The 24,008-nt window shown below is 35.7% G+C and carries 22 protein-coding genes; 14 read left to right on the forward strand and 8 right to left on the reverse strand.

Annotated features, from left to right (window positions below; all coding sequences use genetic code 11):
- Positions 1-34: 34 nt before the first annotated feature.
- On the reverse strand, positions 35-391 hold the full coding sequence (locus tag OL225_RS06575; protein WP_047377478.1) for a hypothetical protein: 357 nt from the start codon (positions 389-391) through the stop codon (positions 35-37).
- Positions 392-473: 82 nt separating this feature from the next.
- Here OL225_RS06575 and OL225_RS06580 point away from each other — a divergent pair, with 82 nt between their 5' ends.
- The 6 genes from OL225_RS06580 to ychF all read left to right on the forward strand — a co-directional run bounded on the left by OL225_RS06580 (position 474) and on the right by ychF (position 6,817).
- Positions 474-728: a DUF1294 domain-containing protein gene (locus OL225_RS06580; protein ID WP_047377477.1), complete on the forward strand. Its 255-nt coding sequence runs from the start codon at positions 474-476 to the stop codon at positions 726-728.
- Positions 729-817: 89 nt separating this feature from the next.
- Positions 818-1,024, forward strand: a complete 207-nt coding sequence (locus tag OL225_RS06585) for a bacteriocin-like protein (protein WP_047377476.1) — start codon at positions 818-820, stop codon at positions 1,022-1,024.
- Positions 1,025-1,161: 137 nt separating this feature from the next.
- Positions 1,162-2,967, forward strand: coding sequence for a translational GTPase TypA (gene typA / locus OL225_RS06590; protein WP_264517714.1), 1,806 nt, complete (start codon positions 1,162-1,164; stop codon positions 2,965-2,967).
- Between the two features lie 129 nt (positions 2,968-3,096).
- Positions 3,097-4,713, forward strand: coding sequence for a glycoside hydrolase family 10 protein (locus tag OL225_RS06595; RefSeq protein ID WP_264517715.1), 1,617 nt, complete (start codon positions 3,097-3,099; stop codon positions 4,711-4,713).
- A 280-nt stretch (positions 4,714-4,993) separates the two neighbouring features.
- Complete coding sequence (locus tag OL225_RS06600) at positions 4,994-5,545, forward strand: ferritin (protein WP_047377473.1); 552 nt, start codon at positions 4,994-4,996, stop codon at positions 5,543-5,545.
- 180 nt (positions 5,546-5,725) lie between these two features.
- Positions 5,726-6,817 carry a redox-regulated ATPase YchF gene (gene ychF, locus OL225_RS06605; RefSeq protein ID WP_047377472.1) on the forward strand — a complete coding sequence of 364 codons (1,092 nt, stop codon included), beginning with the start codon at positions 5,726-5,728 and terminating at the stop codon, positions 6,815-6,817.
- A 153-nt stretch (positions 6,818-6,970) separates the two neighbouring features.
- Here the strand turns inward: ychF and OL225_RS06610 are convergent, their stop codons facing one another.
- Both OL225_RS06610 and OL225_RS06615 read right to left on the reverse strand, forming a co-directional pair.
- A complete protein-coding gene (locus tag OL225_RS06610; RefSeq protein ID WP_264517716.1) occupies positions 6,971-7,129 on the reverse strand; it encodes a bacteriocin in 159 nt (52 codons plus the stop codon).
- Positions 7,130-7,170: 41 nt separating this feature from the next.
- Positions 7,171-7,368 carry a hypothetical protein gene (locus OL225_RS06615; protein WP_264517717.1) on the reverse strand — a complete coding sequence of 66 codons (198 nt, stop codon included), beginning with the start codon at positions 7,366-7,368 and terminating at the stop codon, positions 7,171-7,173.
- Between the two features lie 293 nt (positions 7,369-7,661).
- On the opposite strand from OL225_RS06615, the gene OL225_RS06620 reads away from it, so the two are divergent.
- Together OL225_RS06620 and OL225_RS06625 are read left to right on the forward strand one after the other, a co-directional pair.
- Positions 7,662-8,600, forward strand: coding sequence for a helix-turn-helix domain-containing protein (locus OL225_RS06620; protein WP_264517718.1), 939 nt, complete (start codon positions 7,662-7,664; stop codon positions 8,598-8,600).
- Between the two features lie 88 nt (positions 8,601-8,688).
- Positions 8,689-9,453, forward strand: coding sequence for an SDR family NAD(P)-dependent oxidoreductase (locus tag OL225_RS06625; protein WP_264517719.1), 765 nt, complete (start codon positions 8,689-8,691; stop codon positions 9,451-9,453).
- A gap of 75 nt (positions 9,454-9,528) precedes the next feature.
- Here OL225_RS06625 and OL225_RS06630 read toward each other — a convergent pair whose 3' ends face one another.
- Both OL225_RS06630 and OL225_RS06635 read right to left on the reverse strand, forming a co-directional pair.
- Positions 9,529-9,705: a bacteriocin gene (locus OL225_RS06630; protein WP_264517720.1), complete on the reverse strand. Its 177-nt coding sequence runs from the start codon at positions 9,703-9,705 to the stop codon at positions 9,529-9,531.
- A gap of 101 nt (positions 9,706-9,806) precedes the next feature.
- Positions 9,807-10,958 carry a methionine aminotransferase gene (locus OL225_RS06635; RefSeq protein ID WP_264517721.1) on the reverse strand — a complete coding sequence of 384 codons (1,152 nt, stop codon included), beginning with the start codon at positions 10,956-10,958 and terminating at the stop codon, positions 9,807-9,809.
- A 227-nt stretch (positions 10,959-11,185) separates the two neighbouring features.
- Between OL225_RS06635 and OL225_RS06640 the strand changes: the two genes are divergently transcribed.
- A complete protein-coding gene (locus OL225_RS06640; protein WP_264517722.1) occupies positions 11,186-11,722 on the forward strand; it encodes a DUF2867 domain-containing protein in 537 nt (178 codons plus the stop codon).
- Between the two features lie 96 nt (positions 11,723-11,818).
- Here OL225_RS06640 and OL225_RS06645 read toward each other — a convergent pair whose 3' ends face one another.
- From OL225_RS06645 to OL225_RS06655, 3 genes are all read right to left on the reverse strand, one after another.
- Positions 11,819-13,042, reverse strand: coding sequence for a T9SS type A sorting domain-containing protein (locus OL225_RS06645; RefSeq protein WP_264517723.1), 1,224 nt, complete (start codon positions 13,040-13,042; stop codon positions 11,819-11,821).
- A gap of 208 nt (positions 13,043-13,250) precedes the next feature.
- A complete protein-coding gene (locus OL225_RS06650; RefSeq protein WP_264517724.1) occupies positions 13,251-13,976 on the reverse strand; it encodes a LytR/AlgR family response regulator transcription factor in 726 nt (241 codons plus the stop codon).
- Entirely contained in the window at positions 13,945-16,881 is a 2,937-nt protein-coding gene (locus tag OL225_RS06655; protein WP_264517725.1) for a sensor histidine kinase, read from the reverse strand. Before OL225_RS06655 ends, OL225_RS06650 begins: the two co-directional genes overlap by 32 nt.
- Before the next feature lie 140 nt (positions 16,882-17,021).
- Here OL225_RS06655 and OL225_RS06660 point away from each other — a divergent pair, with 140 nt between their 5' ends.
- The 5 genes from OL225_RS06660 to OL225_RS06680 all read left to right on the forward strand — a co-directional run bounded on the left by OL225_RS06660 (position 17,022) and on the right by OL225_RS06680 (position 23,892).
- On the forward strand, positions 17,022-18,908 hold the full coding sequence (locus OL225_RS06660) for a DNA topoisomerase IV subunit B (protein ID WP_264517726.1): 1,887 nt from the start codon (positions 17,022-17,024) through the stop codon (positions 18,906-18,908).
- A gap of 105 nt (positions 18,909-19,013) precedes the next feature.
- Complete coding sequence (locus OL225_RS06665) at positions 19,014-19,523, forward strand: hypothetical protein (protein WP_047377464.1); 510 nt, start codon at positions 19,014-19,016, stop codon at positions 19,521-19,523.
- On the forward strand, positions 19,498-22,089 hold the full coding sequence (locus OL225_RS06670; protein ID WP_264517727.1) for a DNA gyrase/topoisomerase IV subunit A: 2,592 nt from the start codon (positions 19,498-19,500) through the stop codon (positions 22,087-22,089). Before OL225_RS06665 ends, OL225_RS06670 begins: the two co-directional genes overlap by 26 nt.
- Positions 22,090-22,130: 41 nt before the next feature.
- Positions 22,131-22,772 (forward strand): rhomboid family intramembrane serine protease, encoded by a 642-nt coding sequence (locus OL225_RS06675; protein ID WP_264518688.1) that lies wholly within the window; start codon positions 22,131-22,133, stop codon positions 22,770-22,772.
- Between the two features lie 31 nt (positions 22,773-22,803).
- Entirely contained in the window at positions 22,804-23,892 is a 1,089-nt protein-coding gene (locus tag OL225_RS06680) for a helix-turn-helix domain-containing protein (protein ID WP_047377461.1), read from the forward strand.
- Positions 23,893-24,008: the final 116 nt, after the last annotated feature.

Below are 24,008 nucleotides of genomic sequence, written 5' to 3' on the forward strand. Positions count from 1 at the left end.
TTTTGAGTCTCTTTTTTAGTCATTCCAAACGAAATCAGTTCAAAATGTTTGAATTTTGAATTCTCACACAATATTCACTCCCGAGATACAAAGGATTGCCATGTTTCTCAGACCAGAAACCATCCAGTATATCCTTACTTAGACAGCGGTATACAGCCACTCCTTTATAGATTGTATGATCGTCTCCTTCGTAATTGAAGTTGATTACTAAAATATGGTCTTTGTAAAATCCTGTACCATTTTGCAGATGATCACCAATCATCCATTGGGCAATAATTCGGTTGTTTTCATCAATAGATAAAGTCAATATACCATGATAAGTTGGCAGGGAAGACTCCTCTTGGTTGCTTCCTTCAATAGAGTAGGTTCCCACAAGATCGTGTACTGTCATTCATTTATTTTTATGAAGGCAAATTTAAAACATTAAGATCATATTAAGATTAAGCTTTACTTTTGCATCAAAATAATTGAGTATGATTCCTTTTCTGCTGGTAATGAACCTTATTACATTTGGTGTTTTTGGTTTTGATAAATGGCAAGCCAGAAAACATCAATGGCGAATTTCTGAAAATACTCTTTTGGGAATTTCTCTGCTGGGTGGAATCATTGGAGCAGCCTCTGGAATGATTATTTTCAACCATAAAGTTTCTAAAAAATCCTTTCTAATGAAATTCATTCTTGTTGTCTTAATAGATCTGGTTTTGTTTTATAGGTTGATAAGGCATTGACATTGAAAATGTTAAATATTTTAATAATATACTGAGTGTTGAGTTTTTTTTATAATTTTATCAAGCTAATAACAAATAAATAAAACAACATGAGAAATCTTAGAAAAATTTCCAGAACGGAAATGAAATCAGTTCAGGGAGGAATTGTTAAAGGAATGGTAAGATGTAAAGATGCCGATACATGTGCCGTAAGATGGGGCTGGGGAACCGGATTCTCCAGCAATTGTGGCGAATTTGACATTATATGTGGAGAACCGCCTGCAGTAGATCCATGTGAAGTACAGATCTGTATATAGATAGATTAAAGAGTGTTTTTTGAACACTCTTTTTTTATTGTCTTGTAAATAAGTATTTTAAACATAATATTAAATATTTGTATAAGTAAATATTTTTTCATTAAAAATCACTACTTTTGCACCCGTAAAAATCTTTTATGCAAAACATTAGAAATATTGCGATTATCGCACACGTTGACCACGGAAAGACGACTTTGGTTGACAAGATCATTCACGCTACCAACATTTTCAGAGAAAATCAGGAGAGTGGGGAGTTAATTATGGATAACAACGATCTTGAAAGAGAAAGAGGGATCACAATCTTATCCAAGAATATTTCTGTTACTTATAAAGACACAAAAATTAACGTAATTGATACTCCTGGTCACGCCGATTTTGGTGGAGAAGTAGAAAGAGTATTGAAAATGGCTGATGGAGTTATTTTGTTGGTAGATGCGTTCGAAGGGCCAATGCCACAAACAAGATTCGTACTACAGAAAGCATTGGAATTAGGATTGAGACCATTAGTGGTGATCAATAAAGTAGATAAACCAAACTGCCGTCCTGACGAAGTTCATGATAAAGTATTTGATTTGTTCTTCAACCTTGAGGCTACTGAAGAGCAATTGGATTTCCCTACATTCTACGGATCTTCAAAACAAGGTTGGTTCAATACTTCATTAGAGCAGACTGAAGATATTTTACCATTATTAGATGGTATCTTACAATATGTTCCTGAACCGAAAATAACAGAAGGAAATCTTCAGATGCAGATTACTTCTCTTGACTTCTCTTCTTTCTTAGGAAGAATTGCAATCGGGAAAGTGACAAGAGGTGAGATCAAAGAATCTCAGTGGATTGGTCTTGCACAGGCAGAAGGTAAAATTGTAAAAGGAAAAGTAAAAGAACTTTACGTTTTCGAAGGATTAGGAAAGAAAAAAGTAACTGAAGTAAAAGCAGGAGATATCTGTGCTGTAGTAGGTTTTGATGCTTTCCAGATTGGTGATTCATTCGTTGATCTTGAAAATCCTGAACCATTGGAAAGAACTGCAATTGATGAGCCTACGCTGAACATGACGTTCTCTATCAACAATTCACCTTTCTTCGGTAAAGATGGTAAATATGTTACTTCAAACCACCTGAAAGAAAGATTAACAAAAGAATTAGAGAAAAACCTTGCATTAAGAGTTCAGCAGACTGACGATGCTAATACATTCCTTGTATTCGGTAGAGGTATTCTTCACCTATCAGTTTTGATCGAAACAATGAGAAGAGAAGGATATGAAATGACAATTGGTCAGCCACAGGTTATCTTCAAAGAAATTGACGGTGAAAAATGTGAGCCTTACGAATCTTTGGTTGTTGACGTTCCTGAAGAATTTGCTTCAAGAGTAATCGACTTGGCAACTCAGAGAAAAGGTGACCTTCACATCATGGAAACTAAAGGTGAAATGCAGCACATGGAGTTTGAAATTCCTTCAAGAGGTTTGATCGGACTACGTTCTCAAATGTTGACAGCTACTGCAGGGGAAGCTATTATGGCACACCGTTTCACAGAATATAAGCCTTTCAAAGGAACTATTCCTGGAAGAAACAATGGAGTTTTGATCAGCAAAACTACAGGTCCTGCTACAGAATATTCTATTGCTAAGCTACAGGATAGAGGTAAGTTCTTCGTTGATCCGGGTGAGGAAATCTATACAGGGATGATCATCGGTGAACAAAACAAACCTGGAGACCTGGTTGTAAATATCGTAGAAGCAAAACAGTTGAACAACATGAGAGCTTCTGGAAAAGATAAAGATACTGGTGTTGCTCCGAAAATCTTATTCTCTCTTGAAGAGTGTATGGAATACATCCAGGGTGATGAAGCGATTGAGGTAACTCCAAACTTCATCAGAATGAGAAAGAAAATCCTTTCTGAAGAAGAAAGAAAAAGAGTAGAAAGATCTGCAAAAGCATAATAAAAATCTTATACATAAAATCAAAGCCTCGATTTTCGAGGCTTTTTTTCTGTGTCAACCCATTAAAATGCTTATTTTGGCATAATAATCTCTGAAAATAAAAATAAATTTTAAAGTAGTTTTGTGACTATGAGAATGAATAAATTAAAACTTATCGTTTTATTGGGCGTTTTTGCATCTTACACTACCTCATGTTCCGTTCAGAACAATGTTGTAAAAACACCTTCAACGAAGAATCCGACAAAACCCACCAACAATACAACCCCACCCAAAGTACCTGTCGTAACAACAAAACCTACTACAGGAACTACAGCTCCAACTGAAGAAAATTTCAGAACCAATCTTCCGGAAATCAAAAGAGAATTCCGTGGAGCATGGATTGCGAGTGTAGCCAATATCAACTGGCCTTCAAGAAATGATCTTACGGTGGAACAGCAGAAAGCAGAAGCAATAAGTATGCTTGATATGCTGAGAGATAACAATTTCAATGCTGCTATTTTTCAGATCAGACCTTCCGCAGATGCTCTCTATACAAGTAATCTCGAACCATGGTCTTACTTTCTGACCGGTGAAACAGGAAAGGCTCCTTCTCCGAATTATGATCCACTTCAGTTTTGGATTGAAGAGGCCCACAAAAGAGGCCTGGAACTGCATGTCTGGTTAAATCCTTACCGGGCACACCACACCAATGGAGGAGCTGTGAATAGCTTGTCAATGGTTAATAAACTATCTGATATTGTTGTAAAATTAAAGAATGGAATGTACTGGTTTGATCCCGCCAATCCAAAAACACAAGGTCACGTATCCAATGTGGTAAGAGATATTGTTAAAAGATATGATATTGATGCCGTGCATTTCGATGATTATTTTTATCCTTATGCCACCTACAATAAGGGTGCAGATTTTCCTGATAATGCAAGTTGGAATGCTTATGTAAGCAGTGGTGGCACTTTATCAAGAGCAGACTGGAGAAGAGATAATGTGAATAAATTTGTTGAGCGTATCTATAAAGAAATTCACGCAGAAAAAAATAATGTAAGATTCGGAATCAGTCCGTTTGGAATATGGAAGCCTGGATATCCTGCAGGAGTGGTGGGATCTTCACAATATGACGAGTTATATGCAGATGCTAAATTATGGCTAAATAAAGGCTGGGTAGATTACTTTTCACCGCAGCTTTACTGGCCTGTTGATTCCAAAGGACAAAGTTTTGAAGCCCTGTTAAGCTGGTGGCAGTCCGAAAATACAATGAACCGTCACTTATGGCCAGGATTGAATACTGTTGAAATTAAAGTATCAGACCGTCCCGCGGAAATCAAAAATCAGATTGCGATTTCAAGAAATATCCTGAAAAATGATGCCGGAGAAATTCACTGGAGTATTGCCGGGCTTACTAAAAATCCAAATATGCTGCCTGCTTTGAAAAACGGACCATACAGTGAAAAAGCATTAGTGCCAAAATCTCCATGGATAAAGGCCGTTCCACTGCAGACTCCTACATTGTTTATTGCTGACAACGGAAGCTTTGCACAAACAAGCTGGAGTACAAAAAATGCCGCTGATGTTTTTCAGTGGGTTCTTTTTACGCAGTACAATGGAATATGGCAAACCGAAATTTTAACGCTGGATACCCTTTCAAAAGACATTCCTAAATTTAAAGACGGTAAAAAGCTGAGTGCAGTTGCTATAAAAGCTATTGACAGATTAGGAAATGAAAGTGATTATATCGCCAGAAAGATCAAATAATATTGTAGCAAAAAAGCAAACAGTTTGTCATTGCGAATCATTAGGTGAAGCAATCTAAAAAATGGTATTTTGCAAAATGTAAATAGCACTTTACATAAAAAATAAAATAAAACCAGCTCCAAAAAGAGCTGGTTTTATTTTAGAATAACTATAAATTATTAGCTTAAATCACTGAAAATCAGATGTGTTTCAAAGTTGGTCATTAGTTTGTATTTACAATAATAACCTTATCGGAATCGTTTTTGCATGATTTATCCCATAATCACCAAAATATAACATTATGAATACTAAAAGACTTTCCGCAAAAATGGAAAAAGCACTTAGTGACCAGATGAATAAGGAGATTCATGCATCACACATTTTTTTATCTTATGGAATTTGGGCTGATGATAAAGGTTATCAGGGAATAGCGAACTTCCTTTACCGTCATTCTCAGGAAGAAAGAAATCATTCTATCAAATTCATGGAATATATTTTAAACCGAGGTGGAAAACCTAAAGTAAACGCTATTCCAGCGCCTCCAGCTGATCCTAAAACACTCACGGCCTGTTTTGATGGTGTTTTTAAACATGAAGTTGACAATACTACTGCTATTTACAAAATTGTAGATCTTTCCATGGAAGAAAAAGACTGGGCAACCTGGAACTTTATGCAGTGGTTTGTACAGGAACAGATTGAAGAAGAGACATTAGCTCAAAACTTAATTGATAAATTGAAAATTGCAGGTGGTGACAGGGCTACTGACGAATCTTTATTTACCTTAGATAAAACTTTACAGGAAGCACCGAATGAAGTTCCGCTGGCTCAGAATGCTACAGGAAACAATCCATAAAAACAAACGGTGAATCCGAACCTTTTGAAAATCTGTCAGAATATTGACAGATTTTTTTATTATGAAACTCCCTCAAAAATCACTATCTTTGCACACTCGTAATTCAAGGTTCAGAGTTCAATGTTTAAAGTTGGAGAAACCTTGGGTTGCCCCTAAACCTTAAACTTTGAATTTTACAATATGAAATGTGGAATCGTAGGCCTGCCGAATGTAGGTAAATCAACTCTTTTTAACTGTTTGAGTAATGCAAAAGCTCAATCAGCAAACTATCCTTTCTGTACTATTGAGCCGAACCTTGGAACGGTTTCTGTACCGGATCAGAGATTATTTGAACTGGAGAAAATTGTAAAACCTGAGAGAGTTTTACCAGCGGTAGTTGAGATTGTTGATATTGCAGGTCTTGTAAAAGGAGCCAGCAAAGGAGAAGGATTGGGGAACCAGTTCCTGGCTAATATCCGTGAGTGTGAAGCAATTATTCACGTTTTAAGATGTTTTGATAATGGAAATATTGTTCACGTAGAAGGTTCAGTAGACCCGTTAAGAGATAAAGAAATTATTGATATAGAGCTTCAGCTGAAAGACCTTGAAACAGTAGGAAAAGCAGTTGAAAAGGCTAAAAAGTTCATCAAGTCAGGAAAAAAAGAAGATATTCTTACTTACGAAACACTTCAGAACTTACAGAAATTCCTTGAGGATGGTAAAAATGCAAGAGAATTTGCTGTAGATGATTTTACAAAATCAATTATCGGAGAAGTTCAATTGCTAACGAATAAGCCTGTACTTTACGTTTGTAACGTAGATGAAAACTCTATCAAAAACGGAAATGATTGGATTGCTAAGATTGAAGAAATGGCTAAAGGTGAGGGTGCTGAAGTAGTAGTACTAGCAGCACAGATCGAAGCTGATATCAATGAGCTTGAAACTTTTGAAGAAAGAGAAATTTTCCTTGATGAGTTAGGGCTTACAGAACCAGGTGTTAACCGTTTGATCAGAAAAGCTTACGATCTTTTGAAACTTCAGACTTATTTTACTGCCGGAGTGAAAGAAGTAAGAGCTTGGACTATCGGACAGGGCTGGACAGCTCCACAGGCAGCAGGAGTAATCCACACAGATTTTGAAAAAGGATTTATCCGTGCAGAAGTAATCAAGTATAACGATTATATCCATTACGGTTCTGAAGTAAAGATCAAAGAAGCCGGAAAACTTTCAGTAGAAGGTAAAGAATATATAGTACAGGATGGAGACATCATGCACTTTAGATTCAATGTATAAGAAAATATTAAAGTTCGTTTATAATAAAAAACGCTTCCATGTATTTGGGAGCGTTTTTTGCATTTATGTGTTAAATTTTAAAATTTAATTTGATTCAAATAGAAATCGCTTCCACCCAGGAAGCGATTTCATTATTTATTTTTTTTCTGTTTATTACAGTTCAATACCAGGTTGACATTGTAATTCTGCACAGGCAAAAGAAAATTTCTTACAAGTAAGGTCCGGAAGCAGACACATTTCTTTTCCTCCAGTTATTACTCTTAATTCTTTTTTGTTCAATTTTTTTCCGTTAGTTAGGTTTTGATTTTTCATAATGTTTAATTTGAAGTTTAGTTAATTACTCTATAAGAATTTTATAATTGTGGTCTGCATATTTTTTGTGCACAGCCAACAGAGATCTTTGTACAATTTCTGACATCATCAGGCGGATATGTTTCACATGGAAATTCTGTACATGGTCTTGGTTCCATACAATCTAACATACCTCCCTTAATAATTTTTAATTGTTTTTTGTTTAATTTTTTTCCAATTTGATTGATTTGATTTTTCATTGATTTGATTTTTAATGGGTTAGTTCTGACGAAAATAAAGAAAATAAATGGATTATATCACTATATTTAGAAAAAATAAAGTTTTTTTTAAAAAATAAAATTTCATAATACTACTCCCGGATTTTAAATTAAATGAACCAATCTGTTGAAGTTTCAATGAATTAATAGTATATTAATTTTTCAATTTATCTTACTGGATATCAGAAGTTTGAAGCTCTGACGTGTAGCCTGTAATCATTTAAAAACAAGTTGCTTGGTAAGTTCGTATATTTGAATTTTACAAATCATTTGCGATGGAAAAAATAACACATACTTCACTGGAAGATTTTTACAAAGAGATGGCTGCCAAATTAGGTAAAGATCTCGAAAGTATTTTTCCAAAAGGACTTCATAAAGATATCGGACACTTTAATGTTTTTGATATAGCACAGACACTAGAAAGAGCAAAGACTACTTCCGAAATGCCCTATAACAGAAGGAAATACTATAAGATAAGCTTTATAAGAGGACAAAACAGGGCAGAATATGCTGACAAAGTAATCTCGATTAAACAGAATGCTTTATTATTTGCAACTCCAAAAGTTCCCTATCATTGGGTGCCCGAAGATCCCGATCAGTCAGGAAGTTTCTGTGTATTTACAGAAGACTTTTTGATTAAAGATAAATCCTATTATAACCTTGAAGATCTCCCTATTTTTCAGCCTGGAGGAGTACCTATATTTGAAATTGATGATGAACTTGCAGAAGAAATAGAAAACCTTTTTAAAAAAATAAAAACAGAAATAGATTCGGATTATGTTTTTAAATATGACCTGATCAGAAACTATGTTCTTGAACTCATTCATTATGGACAGAAGCTACAGCCGGCTACCAAAATATCCGCGTCAAATGATGCCTCTATGAGAGTTGTTTCTTTATTTATAGAGCTGTTGGAAAGACAATTTCCTATTGAATCCTGGGATCAGAGACTACAATTGAAGACCGCGAAAGATTATGCGGACAGATTGGCGGTTCATGTCAATTATTTAAATAAAAGATTAAAAGAAAGCACCGGGAAAACGACTACAGAGTTTATTTCGGACCGTATCATTCAGGAAGCGAAAATACTCTTAAAGCAGACCAAATGGAATGTTTCAGAAATATCCTATGGCCTGGGTTTTGAAGAAGTTGCCCATTTTTCTAATTTTTTTAAAAGGAAAACTTCCTTTACTCCATTAGAATTTCGTTCTTGATTTGAATTTTGCAAATTTCAGATTGATTCAAGCAAACACTTCAGTCTGAAAATATCCCAACTTTGTACCATAAAATAATCAAAATACAATGAACACAAAAACAAATATCGCACTGGTAACCGGAGGTAACCGTGGATTGGGAAAAAACTCGGCACTAAAAATTGCTAAAAAAGGATTAGATGTTATTATTACCTACAGAAGCAATAAAGAAGAAGCCGAAGCTGTTGTAAATGAAATTAAAACATTAGGACAGAATGCGGTGGCTTTTCAACTGGATACAAAAGACATTAAAAGCTTTGATGCCTTTGTAAAAAACGTTACGGGTCACTTAAAGGAAAATACAGGAAGCACTCATATTGATTACCTGATCAATAATGCAGGAACAACTTTATATTCACCCATTACGGAAGTAACGGAAGAAAAGTTGGATGATATGGTAGACATTCATTTTAAAGGAGTGTTTTTCCTGACTCAAAAATTTTTGCCATTCATAAATGATGGAGGAGGAATTATCAATATATCTTCAGGATTGGCAAGATTTGCAACACCGGGATCTTCTGTTTATGGATCTGTAAAAGCAGCGGTGGAAATGCTCACAAAATATATGGCCAAAGAACTGGGACCAAGAAAAATCAAAGCCAATGTAGTGGCTCCAGGAGCTATTGAAACAGACTTCGGAGGAGGAAGAGTAAGAGATAATAAAGATATTAACTCTGCAATAGCAGGTGCAACAGCTTTAGGAAGAGTAGGGCTTCCTGATGATATTGGTGGTGTAGTGGCATTTTTGTGTACGGAAGATGCAAGATGGATCAATGCACAAAGAATTGAAGTTTCAGGAGGAGTGTTTTTATAACATTTGGTGAGACTTCATTAAAATAACCCGGCCGGCTCATTTTGAGCCGGCCGGGTTATTATTTTGTTGTTTTTATTACTCAATGGCTTCAAGAGGTTCAGGCAGCTGGCATTTGAGCTCTCTGCATCCGGGTCCAATGTATATGCAATATCCTGAAGAATTGGTACATCTTATATTGCCCAGACCTCCACTGATTCTACTTAATTCTTCTTTGTTTAATTTTTTTCCTTGTGAGATGATTCCTTTTTTCATGATTTTGATATTTAATGTATTAGTTATTTTATAAATATATGAAAATCAATAACAATAAGCCATCTGTTTTTAGCCTTTCCTAACAAAAGCACAAAAAAGTATTACGATATCCTTGATAAATTCTCAATAGCTCTTTCCAATGTTTCCTGTTTCTTGGCAAAACATAGCCTGATCACATTCTCATTCAGTTTATTTTTATAAAACGAAGAAAAAGGAACACTGGCCACCTTATGATTGATCGTAAGCTCAGATGCAAAATCAAAATCATTTTTATCCGAAATCTTATCATACTTCACTGCCTGAAAATAGGTTCCCTCGCAATCTAACAGTTCAAAAGATGTTCCTGTAAGACCTTTTCTTAGAAAGTCTCTTTTTTCCTGGAAAAACTGACTCAGATGGGTGTAATGTTCATCGTTTTTCATGTATTCTGCCAGTGCAAGCTGAATAGGAGTATTCACACAGAAAACGTTGAACTGGTGCACTTTTCTGAATTCATCCGTTAAGATTTTGGGAGCTGCACAGTAACCTACTTTCCAGCCGGTAACGTGAAAAAGCTTCCCGAAAGAAGCAATAAGAAGACTCCTTTCTTTCAACTCCGGATATTTACAGATGCTTACATGCTGTTTTCCGTCAAAAACAATATTTTCATACACTTCATCACTTAAAATAAGAATGGAAGTTCCTTTTACCAGCTGAATAAGTTCTTGTATATCATTTTCTGTAAGTATTTTTCCGGATGGGTTGTTGGGATTATTGAGAATAATCATTCTTGTTTTGTTACTGACAAGATTTTTTACAGCAGTCCAGTCGATTTTATAATCCGGAGCTTTCATTTCAAAACGTTTTACAATACCACCAAAAAGCTCTACGGTAGGTTCATAACAATCATAGGCCGGCTCAAAAATAATTACTTCATCATCTTTCTTGATAAAAGCGGCAATAGCTGTGAAAATAGCCTGCGTTCCACCTGCTGTAATTGTTATTTCAGAGTCTGGATGATAAATTGTTTGATGGCTGTTCTCAACTTTTCTGGCAATTTCTTCCTTCAGACCAATCATTCCTCCCAGAGGAGCGTACTGATTAAAGCCTTTTTTAATAAAGTGATCTACATGATTTAATAATTCCGGATCAGGCATGAAATCCGGAAATCCCTGAGAAAGATTGATCGCTTCATTTTCGTTGGCAAGTTGAGTCATCTGACTGAAAATAGTAGTTCCTACATTGGAAAGTTTTGATAAAGGAAGTTGTATCATAAAAACAGTTTTGTTCATCGAATTTAATGAAATATTTAAAACAGACTCAACTTATAAAAATAAAAATTAAATAGAGATAGGTTTAAGGCTGATGTTGAGCTATTTAATAGTTTAAATGATAAATTTTTGAATAAATATGATTTTAAACATATGTTTGGTTTTTTCCCTTTTAATGTACAGAAAGATAGCTACATTTGTTAGACACACAACTATTAAAAACAATGACAATGAAGATTAAGAAGACAGAGTTTCCTGAAAAATCAGTTTTATCCCAGGGAAAAAAAGATTTTGATTATATTGATAGTTTTAAAGGAGAATTGTCACATAGCAGCCGGAATATTGATATTTCAGAAATCGGAAAAGCTTTCTTTACAAGCGGACCGAAATGGGGAAAGAAAATGTTTGCTTTCAGAAATAAAGTAGTAGGGGTATTGGGGCTGAAGACCGGATCTGAAACAGAAAAGCATCAGATGGAAAAGGACTTTAAATGTGAAGTGGGAGAGCGTATGGGTATTTTTAGGGTGTTTGATAAAACAGATAATGAAATTATTATTGGGGAAGATGATAAACATCTGGATTTCAGAGTTTCCCTTTTGTTTGGTGAAAATAAAGAATATCTTGACGAAAAATCCCTTACTATATCAACTACAGTAAAGTTTCATAATTGGCTGGGTGTATTATATTTTCTTCCTGTTCGCCCTTTTCATAAGTTGATTGTGCCTGTTATGTTGAAAAATATGATCGGACAATTAGAAAAAAGATAAATATTTACCCTTCATTATTAATTGGATATGAAAAATGCAGTCTCAAAGATTGTCCAACTTTTGAAACTGCATTATGGTTATTGTTTTCTTGATTATTTATTGGGAGATCATTAGTTTTTGTGAACCGGTTTTTCCTTCAGCTGTGAGTTCAACAATATAAGTTCCCTGGATAAGCTTCTCAATATTCAATCTGATGCTTTGGCGTCCACTATTGAGATTTTCAGATTTTTCGAATACTGTTTTTCCTGAGCTGTCAATAATTTTCACATCGGCTTTTTCCTTCTTTGAAAGTGATATTTGTATATCCACATAGTTTTTGGCAGGATTCGGAACCAGAGAAATATCTCTTTTTCTGCTCGTCTGAAGTTCCTCTTTTGAAATGGCTTCCAGATCAGGACGTTCACTGCGGAGACCCGTGTTGTCAGTTTCTTTTAAAATGACTTTTCTTGAATAGCAAAATGTAATGCAGGTACTGCATTTTTTTAAACCTTTACTGTCGGATTGAATTACACATACTGTGTATGAACCGGGGGTATTATAAGTGTGTGAAGTCATGTGATCGGTAAGTGGTGTTCCATCTCCCCAGTTTACAGAGTAGTTGTTGGGAGGATTATAACTGTCTAAAAGTACTTTAGCTGTTGCAGTATTGCTTGTAGAGCTGAATGAGGTTTCCAGTTTGAAATTCGGGTCACAGTCAGCACATGGTTTTACACAGATGTTGTCATACCATACTATTTCAGATGGATTTGATGTATAATCAGGAGTTATCATTACAGCAGTTGAATTATTGATGATGTTGTTGAAATCTGTACAGGTTGTACCACTGCTGGGATCCATAGTCCACGTTCCTTCAGAATTGGAGGGAAGAACAGAGCCGCTACAGTTGGCAATAGGAGCGCGCACCCGCACCCATCCGCTTCCTTCAGTTACGGTGATATTGGCAACAAACGTGATTATCTTGCTGCCGGACATGATGTGAATGGATGGATGTATGGGTGGAGACCCATTAAATGTTCCGTCATTTTCAAGATAGAAATCAAAAAATAAGCATTGTCCCGGAAACCGTTGCCCCAGATTTTTAAAATCTATTGTATTGATGAGCCGTGAACCTCCGGAATCATCAATTAGTTTTAGAAACTGAGAACCATCCAGAGTGTTGGGTGTGCCGCTTGAAATGGTTACATTGCCATTAGGATAAGGAGCGTGAACCCAGTTTCCAGCCGGAAAGGTAGGCGAATCAAAATCTGAGCAGGGTGCTTGTGCTTTGAAAAGCAGACCACCCAGAAAAATGCAGATGGTAAAAATGTATGCTTTTATCATAATACAGTATTGATTTTATAGATCAAAAATCAACAAAAAACTTTAGTATTAAATTTTGTGTATTGACTTCTGATAAAGGTATTATGATATTAAAGCATTCGGTAATACGGGTTGATAAGTGTATTTGTTATCTTAATAAGTGTCAGTAAGTTGCTTTTAATTGTAGTTAGATGATGATTTTGGTTTCCCATTGGGTGGCAGTCATTCTTTAATCCAGATATCCTATCCGGTGAAGGAAATCATTTTTTTTGCGGACAGAAACATCCAGCACAGAATGGTCAGCCATTACTACCTGGCCACCTTTTCCTTTGATATATTCTTTAAGATGAGACAAGTTGATCAGGTGCTTATGATGGATCCTGAAAAAACTATATTTTGAAAGCTGTTCCTCAAATTCGTGGAGTGTTTTGGAAACAACAATCTTGGTTTTATCTGTGAAATAAAATGTAGTATAGCTGGAATCTGCCTCACAGCGGATGATTTCACTGATATCTGTGAGTTTAAACCCCTGCAGGGTCGGAAGGCTGATCTTATTATTTTGAAGACTTACCGTATTTTTACTTTTTCTGATGCTCTCCAGAACTTTATTCACGGCGATGATAAATTCCATTTTTTTGATAGGCTTCAGAAGGTAATCGGCAGCTCCGTTTTTAATGGCCTGAATTGCAAAATTTTCAAACGCTGTAATAAAAATAATCTTGGAATCAACTTCTCTGAATTTTGAAAGAAGATCAAATGCAGTTCCATCTTTCAGCTGAACATCCAGAAAAAGAATGTCAGGTGTATTTTTAGAAAGATAAATATAAGCTTCCTCTACACTGGCTGCCTGGTGGGTGTTCTCTATTTCTGGGAATTCATTCTCCAGCAGCAGGGAGATATAATCTCTTCCATCCTGCTCGTCATCAATGATGCATGCCTGTATTTTGGTTTTCATAAGGTGTAATATAAAGTGTGATTTGAGTTCCCGGTCTTTTTTCTTTCTCCTGAAGATCGGTTATTTCTAATATGATATTAGTAGCAAAAAGCTGTCTGAATGTTTCAATTCTCTTTTCAGATAATTTTACTCCAAAAGAATTTGCACTGGCATGGCGCTTTTTTCCAATACCTGTACCATTGTCTTCAATAATTACACAGAGAGCCGTTCCTGTATGTCGAAACAATACTTCAATGTTTCCTTTTCTGTCCTGAAGGTTCGCTACACCGTGTTTTATGGCATTCTCTACAAAAGGCTGTATGAGGAGTGAAGGAACGGTCCAGCTTTCATTTACATTTTCAGAAACAGTAATTTTATAATCGAAAAGATCTTTCAGACGCATTTTTTCCATATTCAGATATAAGGACAGATATTCTGCTTCTTCTTTTATGGGCATAAAGGTTTTTTCGGAATAATGAAGCGTTTTCCTGATCATTACAGAAAAGGTATTAAGATAGTTCTCTGCTTCATTATAATCTTTTTTATAAAGTAAAAAATGAATAGAATTGAGACAGTTATAAATGAAATGAGGGTTAATCTGTGCTTTAATGGCCTGAAGCTCCAGTTCTGCAATTTTCTTTTCGTAATATAAAGTCTCCAGTTTTTTATTTCTCTTTTTCTGAAAATAAAGTGTAATCAGCATAGATAATACAGCAGCTCCAATGAAGACAAGAAGCAGTTTAAACCACCACGTTTGCCAGAATGCAGGTTTAATCTCAAAATGCAGGTCGGTAGAGACATACGACTTTCTTCCGTTATAACCCAATCCGAAAATTTTAAAAGTATAATCTCCCGGAGGAATAGAATTGAAAGTGATATTGGGGGAACTGCCGGTCTGCCAGTCTTCACTTAGTCCTTCAACTTTATATCGATAACTGATTTTCCCCTGTGAAGCAAAATCAGGAAAACTTACATTGAAGGTCAGGCTGTTATCCGGAGTCTTGCCTGCCAATGGTTTGTCAAGATCAAAAAAATGGTTATTTCCAATCTTTACAGAATTAATGATTACTTTTTTATGAACAGACTTCTGCTGGCTCAGCAGGCTTTTGATGGAAAGAATACCCAGCCCTTTTGATGTACCTGCATAAACGGTATCTCCGGAAATAACACATCCGGCAACAACATTGGAGGGGAGGCCGTCTGTATGGGTGAAATTATTGATTTTAAATTTTTTATCTTTAAACTCAATTCTGCTAAGACCATAATTGGTACTTACCCAGAAAATTTTTTCATTTTCTATTTCTATTTTTTTGATCTGTCTTGTTGGAAGTCCATTGCTTTCTGTGATTTTTTTGATCACCCCGGAATTATTAAACAAGATGACTCCGTTAAGATTGGTAGCACCTGCATAAAGGTTATTACTAAGTTTTTTAATATCTGTAAAATAATACCCTTCCAGAAACAGCTTTTTCTTTTTTGTAGCAGTATTCAGCTTATAGAGATCTTTAAATGTTCCGGCAAAGATGCTGTCTTTGGTGTAGGGTAATGCTGTATAAATACGGTCTCCCATCATCAGCTTTTTGTAGGATCCTGTATGATGATTGTAAGCAACAAGGCCTTCTAACGTACAGAAAAGTACAGATCCTGAGGTATAAGGTACCATATTTTTAATAACCTTTCCTTGTAGAACACGCTTTTCACCCGTTTTAGTATTATACAGAAGAGGATTTCTGGTAAGCCCGAAAATAATAGTATTTCCATCAGAAAAAATGGCTTTGTTTTCCATTTGTGAATTTCCTCCCAAATGAATATCAGTGATGACTCCATTATGATAAATGCCGCCTTTGCCTTCATTATAGCCGAGATAGATTCGATTTCCGTTTTTAGTAATAGCCTTAATATGGGATGAGTTGTTCTTAACCGGAAAATGAATGTAATTTCTGAAAAACAGATCCGAAATAAAAAAAAGACCGTTGTTTCTGGTAGAAAACCAAAGATTGTTATCCTTATCGGTGAAGACATCATTGATAATGTAGCCATCCATCAATCTGACAGGATCTGATAAACCTTTTTCTTCTGTGAAAGAATTCTTGAAATACAGAACGCCCCCATTTTCAAGACAGGCCCAGATCCGGGAGTTTTTATCAAAGGCCAGACGATGTATGTTTTCGGAAGCTGTATAGGATGCAATTTTTTTAAAACGGGACTGATGGTAGACTTTATATACATCAACCGTTCTTCCGTTTTTTACAATAAAAAAATCTCCCTTCCTTGTTACCATTGCATTTTTTTCGATCGAAATATTGCAGATTGTTTTTTTTCGGGTGAAAATATTGTAGACTTCTATATTCTTCTTTTTAACTTTATTTGAAATGTATAGAAGTCCGTTTGCCATATTCAAGTCGAATGCAAAATAAGAATCTGACGTATCCTGATTAAGAAAAAGAGGTATTGTTGTGATTTTTTCGTTTTTGTAAACCAATATATTTTTGGGATTATCACCCTCATACAGATAGAGTGTATCTCCGTTGATGTGACTGAGAGTAGTATAATTAAATTTTATTTTTTTTAACTCCGGATTGCGGTCTGAATTGATGATTTTACCTTTCTTCAGATAAGCGAAATCATTAAGGAAAGAAATAATAAACATTCCGTTGCCGGGAATTGGGAAGCTATTCAGAATCTCAATGTTTTTTAATCCGTTCTTACTTCCGAACTGCTTGAATTCTGTTCCGTCAAACCTGAAAAAACCATTGTCACTTCCCACATAGATAAATCCATCTTTATCCTGGCTAAGTCCGTAAGTATAAGAGCTGTTGAGCCCGTCTCCTTCATGATAATGTACCATTCCTGGAATTTGAGCATTACATAATGAAACAGCCAGTAAAATGAAGAAAAATAAATAATAGATTGTAATTTTTTTCACATTTAGTAGAATAATTGTGAAAATTATATAATTTGATTGATAATACGGCAATATTTTTGGGAAAATCTTTAAAAAACAAATTGAAAAATTCGGATAATTTTATACAATTTTGTACTTTTGTATGTTTGCTGAAATCATATATGTCACAAGAAATAAATCCAACCTATTCAGAAGATAATATCAGAACCCTCGATTGGCAGGAACATATCCGTCTGCGTCCCGGCATGTACATCGGGAAGCTTGGTGACGGGTCTTCCGCTGATGACGGTATTTATATTCTGCTTAAAGAAATCCTGGATAACTCCATTGATGAGTTCAGGATGAGATCAGGTAAAAGAATCGAAATAAAAGTAGATGACGGAAAAGTTACAGTTCGTGACTTTGGACGTGGAATCCCATTGGGGAAAGTAGTAGATGCTGTTTCCAAAATGAATACCGGAGGTAAATACGACAGTAAGGCGTTCAAAAAATCTGTAGGATTAAATGGGGTCGGTACCAAAGCGGTAAATGCACTTTCTGAGTATTTTAGAGTACGTTCTTTCCGTGACGGTAAAATGAAAGCTGCAGAATTCTCTCAAGGGCTTATCAAAGAGAACTTTGAAGAAAAGGAGACCTCTGACAGAAATGGTACTGAAATTTCTTTCATTCCGGATGGTGATATATTCCTGCATTTCAAATACAGAAAAGAGTATATCGAAAGAATGCTTCGGAATTATGCATACCTGAATCCAGGGCTTAAAATTCTTTTCAACGGAGAAACCTATTTCTCTGAAAACGGTCTTAAAGATCTCCTTGAAGAAGAACTGGAAAGTGAGACACTTTATCCTATTGTTCATTTGAAGGATGATGATATTGAAGTGGCAATCACCCATACTGACAAATCTCAGATGGAAACCTACTTTTCATTCGTAAATGGACAAAATACAACACAGGGGGGAACCCATCTTAATGCATTTCGTGAAGCTTATGTGAAGACAATCCGTGAGTTTTTTAATAAAAGTTTTGAAGCTTCTGATATCAGAAAGTCTATCATTGCTGCGATTTCCATCAATGTAGAAGAACCCGTTTTTGAATCTCAGACCAAAACAAAATTAGGATCTAATGATATGGGACCGAACGGGCCTACCGTAAGAACATTCATCATTGATTTCCTGAAAAGCAAACTGGATAATTTCTTACACAAGAACCCGGAAATTGCAGAAGCCATCCAAAGAAAAATATTGATTTCCGAGAGAGAAAGAAAAGAACTTTCCGGAATTCAGAAACTGGCTAGAGAAAGAGCTAAAAAAGTTTCTCTTCACAACAAAAAACTTCGTGACTGCAGACAGCATTATAACGATCAGAAAGCCGAAAGAAAAGGAGATACTCAGATCTTCATTACCGAGGGAGATTCTGCATCAGGATCTATCACAAAATCCAGAGATGTGGAAACACAAGCAGTATTCTCACTGAAAGGTAAACCATTGAACTGCTATGGTCTTACTAAGAAGGTAGTATATGAAAATGAAGAATTTAACCTTCTTCAGGCTGCTTTAAATATTGAAGAAAGCCTGGAAGACCTGAGATACAACCAAGTGATTATTGCTACCGATGCCGATGTTGATGGAATGCACATTCGTTTGCTGATGATTACTTTCTTCCTGCAATTCTTCCCGGATCTGATTAAAAACGGACACCTTTATATTCTTCAAACTCCTTTATTCAGAGTAAGAAACAAGAAAGAAACAAGATACTGCTATTCAGAAGCCGAAAGAGTAAAAGCATTGAATGATCTGGGAAAGAATCCTGAAATCACACGATTTAAAGGATTGGGAGAAATTTCTCCGGATGAATTCAAGCATTTTATAGGTCAGGATATCAGATTGGAACCTGTGGTACTAGGGAAAGACCAAACCATTGAACAGCTTCTGGAGTTTTATATGGGAAAAAATACTCCGGACAGACAAACTTTCATTCTTGAAAACCTTGTTGTGGAAGATGATACTGATATTGCTAAAAAAGAAATTCTGAATGAAATAGAAAATTAGAAACTTAAAAAAACTATTTGTAGAAACTATTAACTAAGACTGAAAAAAACACAATTTTGGATGAAGTAGGAAATTATAAAACTTACACAGCCAAAAAAAATAATAATGAGACTAAGTAACCGTAATAAAGCATCAGTTTATAACTTTTTAAGCACCCTACTTCTTATGATAATGGTGCTTGGGATAATTGCATTTATAGCTAATAAATATAGATTTAATGCGCTGGAAGATGAAAGTTATTTATTGATTATTGTTCCTATTATGATGCTGATTAGCTTTTATATTTGTGGGCGGCAGATTTTTGAATATGACAGCGACGGAGAAGCTCTGAACTTTAAAAACAGGAATATTATTCCTTTTTTAGACAAGCCTCTTCACGATGAATTTCCAAAATATAAGCTGATAAAATATGATGTAGTCAGTATTTTATTTATCAAAAGATTATACATCACCGTTTCAAGTAAGAATAACGGATCTACGATACTGAAATATCAGATCTCTTATTTGAACAGAAAAGAAGTAAACGATTTAAAACTCTCTCTGAATAAAGTAGTAAAAGCTAATAAAGAGAAAAAAGACAAAAAAACAGATGACGACAGAAGAATATTCGCATGAGGGTGAAAGTTTAAAGAAGGTTTCCGGTCTGTATAAAGACTGGTTTCTGGATTATGCTTCCTATGTAATTTTGGACAGAGCTATCCCTTCGGTGTATGACGGTTTAAAACCCGTTCAGCGAAGAATTATGCACTCTATGCGGGAACTGGAAGATGGCCGTTACAATAAAGTGGCTAACATTGTGGGTAATACCATGAAATACCACCCACACGGAGATGCTTCCATTACGGATGCTATGGTGCAGGTAGGACAGAAAGAGCTACTGATAGATACTCAGGGAAACTGGGGTAATATTTATACAGGAGACTCTGCAGCGGCGGCAAGGTATATTGAAGCAAGACTGACTCCTTTTGCGCTGGAAGTAGTCTTTAATCCTAAAACTACAGAATGGACCAAGTCTTACGACGGAAGAAATAATGAACCTATCGACCTGCCGGTAAAGTTTCCTTTGCTTCTAGCACAGGGAGTAGAAGGTATTGGAGTAGGACTTTCTACAAAAATACTTCCGCATAACTTCAATGAGCTTATCAATGCATCGGTAGCTTATCTGAAAGGGAAGAGGTTTGAGCTGTATCCGGACTTTTTAACAGCCGGTTATCTGGATGTTTCAGAATATAATGACGGCCACAGAGGTGGAAAAGTAAGGGCCAGAGCCAAAATTACGCAAACAGATAAGCACACATTGGTGATTTCCGAACTTCCTTACTCGAAAACCACAACCGATCTTATTGATTCTATATTAAAAGCCAATGAGAAAGGGAAGATCAAAATTAAAAAGATTGAGGATAATACTTCAGACAAAGTAGAAATCCTGATTCATATTCATAATGATGTTTCTCCGGATAAGACCATTGATGCTCTGTATGCATTCACAGACTGCCAGGTGACAATCTCTCCGAATGCCTGTGTGATTGTAGGTGACAAACCTATGTTCATGAATGTTTCCGATATTCTGAAAATGAATACGGACCATACCGTATCATTATTGAAGAAGGAACTTGAAATTGAACTTCACGAACTTCAGGAAAGCTGGCATTTCTCTTCACTGGAAAGAATTTTTATTGAAAACAGAATCTATCACGATATCGAAGAGGTAAAAACCTGGGAAGATGTATTAAAGACCATTGATGCAGGATTAAAACCTCATACCAAACATCTTTTAAGAGCCATTACTGAAGAGGATATCTTAAAACTGACCGAAATCAGAATCAAGAGAATTTCAAGATTCGATTTAGATAAATTTAAAGAAAATATTGCATCGCTGGAAGGTAAAATAGAACAGGTAAAATACCACCTGGCGAACCTGATCGCTTATGCTATAGATTATTATTTAAATATTCAGAAAAAGTACGGTAAAGACAAACAGAGAAAGACAGAACTTAGAATTTTTGATACCATTGATGCTACAAAAGTAGCGGTAGCTAATGAAAAGTTCTATGCTAATTTTGAAGAAGGCTTTATCGGAACTTCCCTGAAGAAAGACCAGTATCTGTTTGACTGCTCTGATATTGATGATATTATCATTTTCAGAAAAGACGGAAGCATGAAAGTGGTAAAAGTAGAGGCAAAAACATTTGTTGGAAAGGATATCCTGCACGTTGCCATATGGAAGAAAAACGATAAAAGAACAGTGTATAATATGATCTACCGAGAGGGAAGAGAAGGACCATATTATATGAAACGTTTCTCTGTAACCGGAGTGACAAGAAATACAGATTATCCGTTAGCTTCAGATAAAAAAGGTTCGGAAACACTCTATTTTTCAGCAAACCCTAATGGTGAAGCAGAAACAGTAACAGTGCTTTTAAAACCAAATCCAAGAATCAGAAAGAACAAAATGGAGATCAATTTCTCCGAACTTGCCATCAAAGGACGTGATTCCAAAGGAAACCTGGTAACAAAATATGCGGTTAAGAAAGTGGATATGAAGGAAGAAGGAGTTTCTACCCTGGCGCCTAGAAAGATCTGGTTTGATGATACCGTAAGAAGACTGAACGCAGATGCAAGAGGAACATTACTGGGAAGCTTCAAAGGAGATGATAAAATTCTGACCATTAATACAAACGGCGAAGTAAAGCTGGTGTCTTTTGATCTTGGCAACCGTTTTGATGATGAATATCTGGTGCTGGAAAAATGGAGACCTGCACAGCCTATTACCTGTATTTATTATGATGGAGAAAAAGATATTTACTTCATCAAGAGATTCTTACTGGAAAATACGGTAAATCTCCAGACTTTCATGCCTTCTGAACACCCGAAATCATTCATTGAAAATGTAATCGTTGCCAATGACGTAACGGCAGAAATTATTTTTGCGAAAGATAAAGGCAAAGAACGTGAACCTGAAACAATAAATATTGATGAATTTATTGCTGTAAAAGGAATAAAGGCAATCGGAAACCAGTTTACAAAGTTTAAAGTAAAAGCAATCAATATTACCATTCCTGAACCTGTGGAAGAAGAACCCGAAGTCTATGAAGAGCCGGAACCCACAGGAGATGCAGACGAAGACGGAGGAGTTATCGGGGATCTGTTTCAAGGTGATGGGAATAACGAAAATGAATAGACCATAAAATGTCTGTTTAATTATAACATAAGAAACATATGATGAATATAGTTGTTTTAATAATCATGGCGGTCACATGTATTTTTAGTTACATGGGATTCAACAATACAGCATTATTTGAAAAATATAAATTCAATGTTGGAGCCATTGCAAACCGCAAAGAATACATAAGGCTTATCAGCTCTGCGTTTTTGCATGCGGACTTTATGCACTTATTTTTTAATATGCTTTCCCTGTATTTTTTCCAGGGAGTAGTCATTAGTTTCTTTGGTGAAATAGGATTTTTGATTCTTTATTTCGGATCAATGATCTTAGGAAATTTATTCAGTTTACAGATTTATAAAAATCAGCCCTGGTATTCTGCTATCGGAGCATCAGGGGCAGTTTCAGGAATTATTTTTGCTTCTATAGCCATGGCACCGAATGAGATCAGTGTCAACTTCCTGCCGGGATGGTTATTTGGAACTTTATATTTCGGATATTCTGTATACATGATGCTGAATCCTAAACAATGGGATAATCTGGGGCATGCCGCTCACCTTGGAGGAGCTTTTTTCGGGCTCGTTTACTCTATTGTAATGCATCCGCAGCTGGCCATGAGCAATATCCTTTTCTTAGGAATCATGTCTCTTCCATTAATTTATCTGGGATATGAAATTTTTGTAAGGAAACGAATAGGATAAAAGACTATTTTTAATTAAAATATCAAAACCAATGAACACATCAGAGCTAAACAGTTTCATCGTGATACTTATCTATGGTTCATTGGTTTTGCTTTCTCTGCTGAAGCTCGCCAATCCTTTAAAAGTAAACCATAAAGCCAATTTCTGGTTTGGTATATTTCTTTTTCTGTGGTCTACCTTTTGGCTGGATGAGGTTTTGTTTCTTATCACAGGTACCACGGTTGAGTTTCATTCCCTGTTTTGGGTAAGGTTTATTCAGTTTTTCACACCTATTGTTTTTTACTTTAGTGTGCTGTTTTTTACCAATCCTTCTTTTACCTTTAAAATCACTGATCTGAAGTTTTTATTACTTCCGGCGGCTTTTCTGTTGTGTCTTATATTGATCAAATCGGGATATGCCGCACCGTTTGAATATCTGAGTGTCATTTTGATCCTGATTCAGGCACTGTTCTATACCGGACTTTCTTATATTACCATCAGAAAGCACCAGCGGAAGATCCAGCAGTTTTCCTCCAATACCGAAGGAATCAATCTGAATTGGCTTGAATATATCATTCTGGTACTTCTTATTGTGAATATCATCTACGTGATATACAATCTGTTCTATGATCCCAAGTCATTGAATTTCTTTATTAATGCTGTCTTTTTATCTGTTATTTACTGTGTGGGATATTACTCTTTGAAACAAAGGGAAATCTATCCTTTAGAAGAAAAACAGAGAGAAGAGCTGATCTCTATCAATGAAGATTCCGATTCAGAAGAAATAAAGAGAAAACTAATCTCTGATGAAGAATTAATGAAGATTAAAACCTCACTTGAAGGACTTATGGAAACCCAGAAACCCTATCTTGACAGTGAACTTAATCTGATCCGGCTGGCTGAAATGCTGTCTGTTTCTACCCATCATCTGTCTTATGTCATCAATACAGGCTTTGGAAAGAATTTCTTCCAATATGTGAATGAATTCAGAGTAGAATATGCCCAAAAGCTTCTGAAGAAATCAGACAGTAAATTATCAATTCTGGGGATTGCATACGAATCCGGATTCAATTCCAAGACCTCATTTAATACTACGTTTAAAAAGGTAACAGGGCAGACCCCTTCTGAATTTAAAAAATAAGTTCAGGTTTATAAAGTTTTACTTTTTTATTGGATTATAATATTGACTAATAGTGTTTTGCGTATTTCCTCTTTCTTTCCCGAAAATCAGTTCGTTCAGATAATCCGGAACATTTA

Origin of the sequence: Chryseobacterium viscerum (genome assembly GCF_025949665.1) — a bacterium.
GTDB lineage: Bacteria > Bacteroidota > Bacteroidia > Flavobacteriales > Weeksellaceae > Chryseobacterium > Chryseobacterium viscerum_A.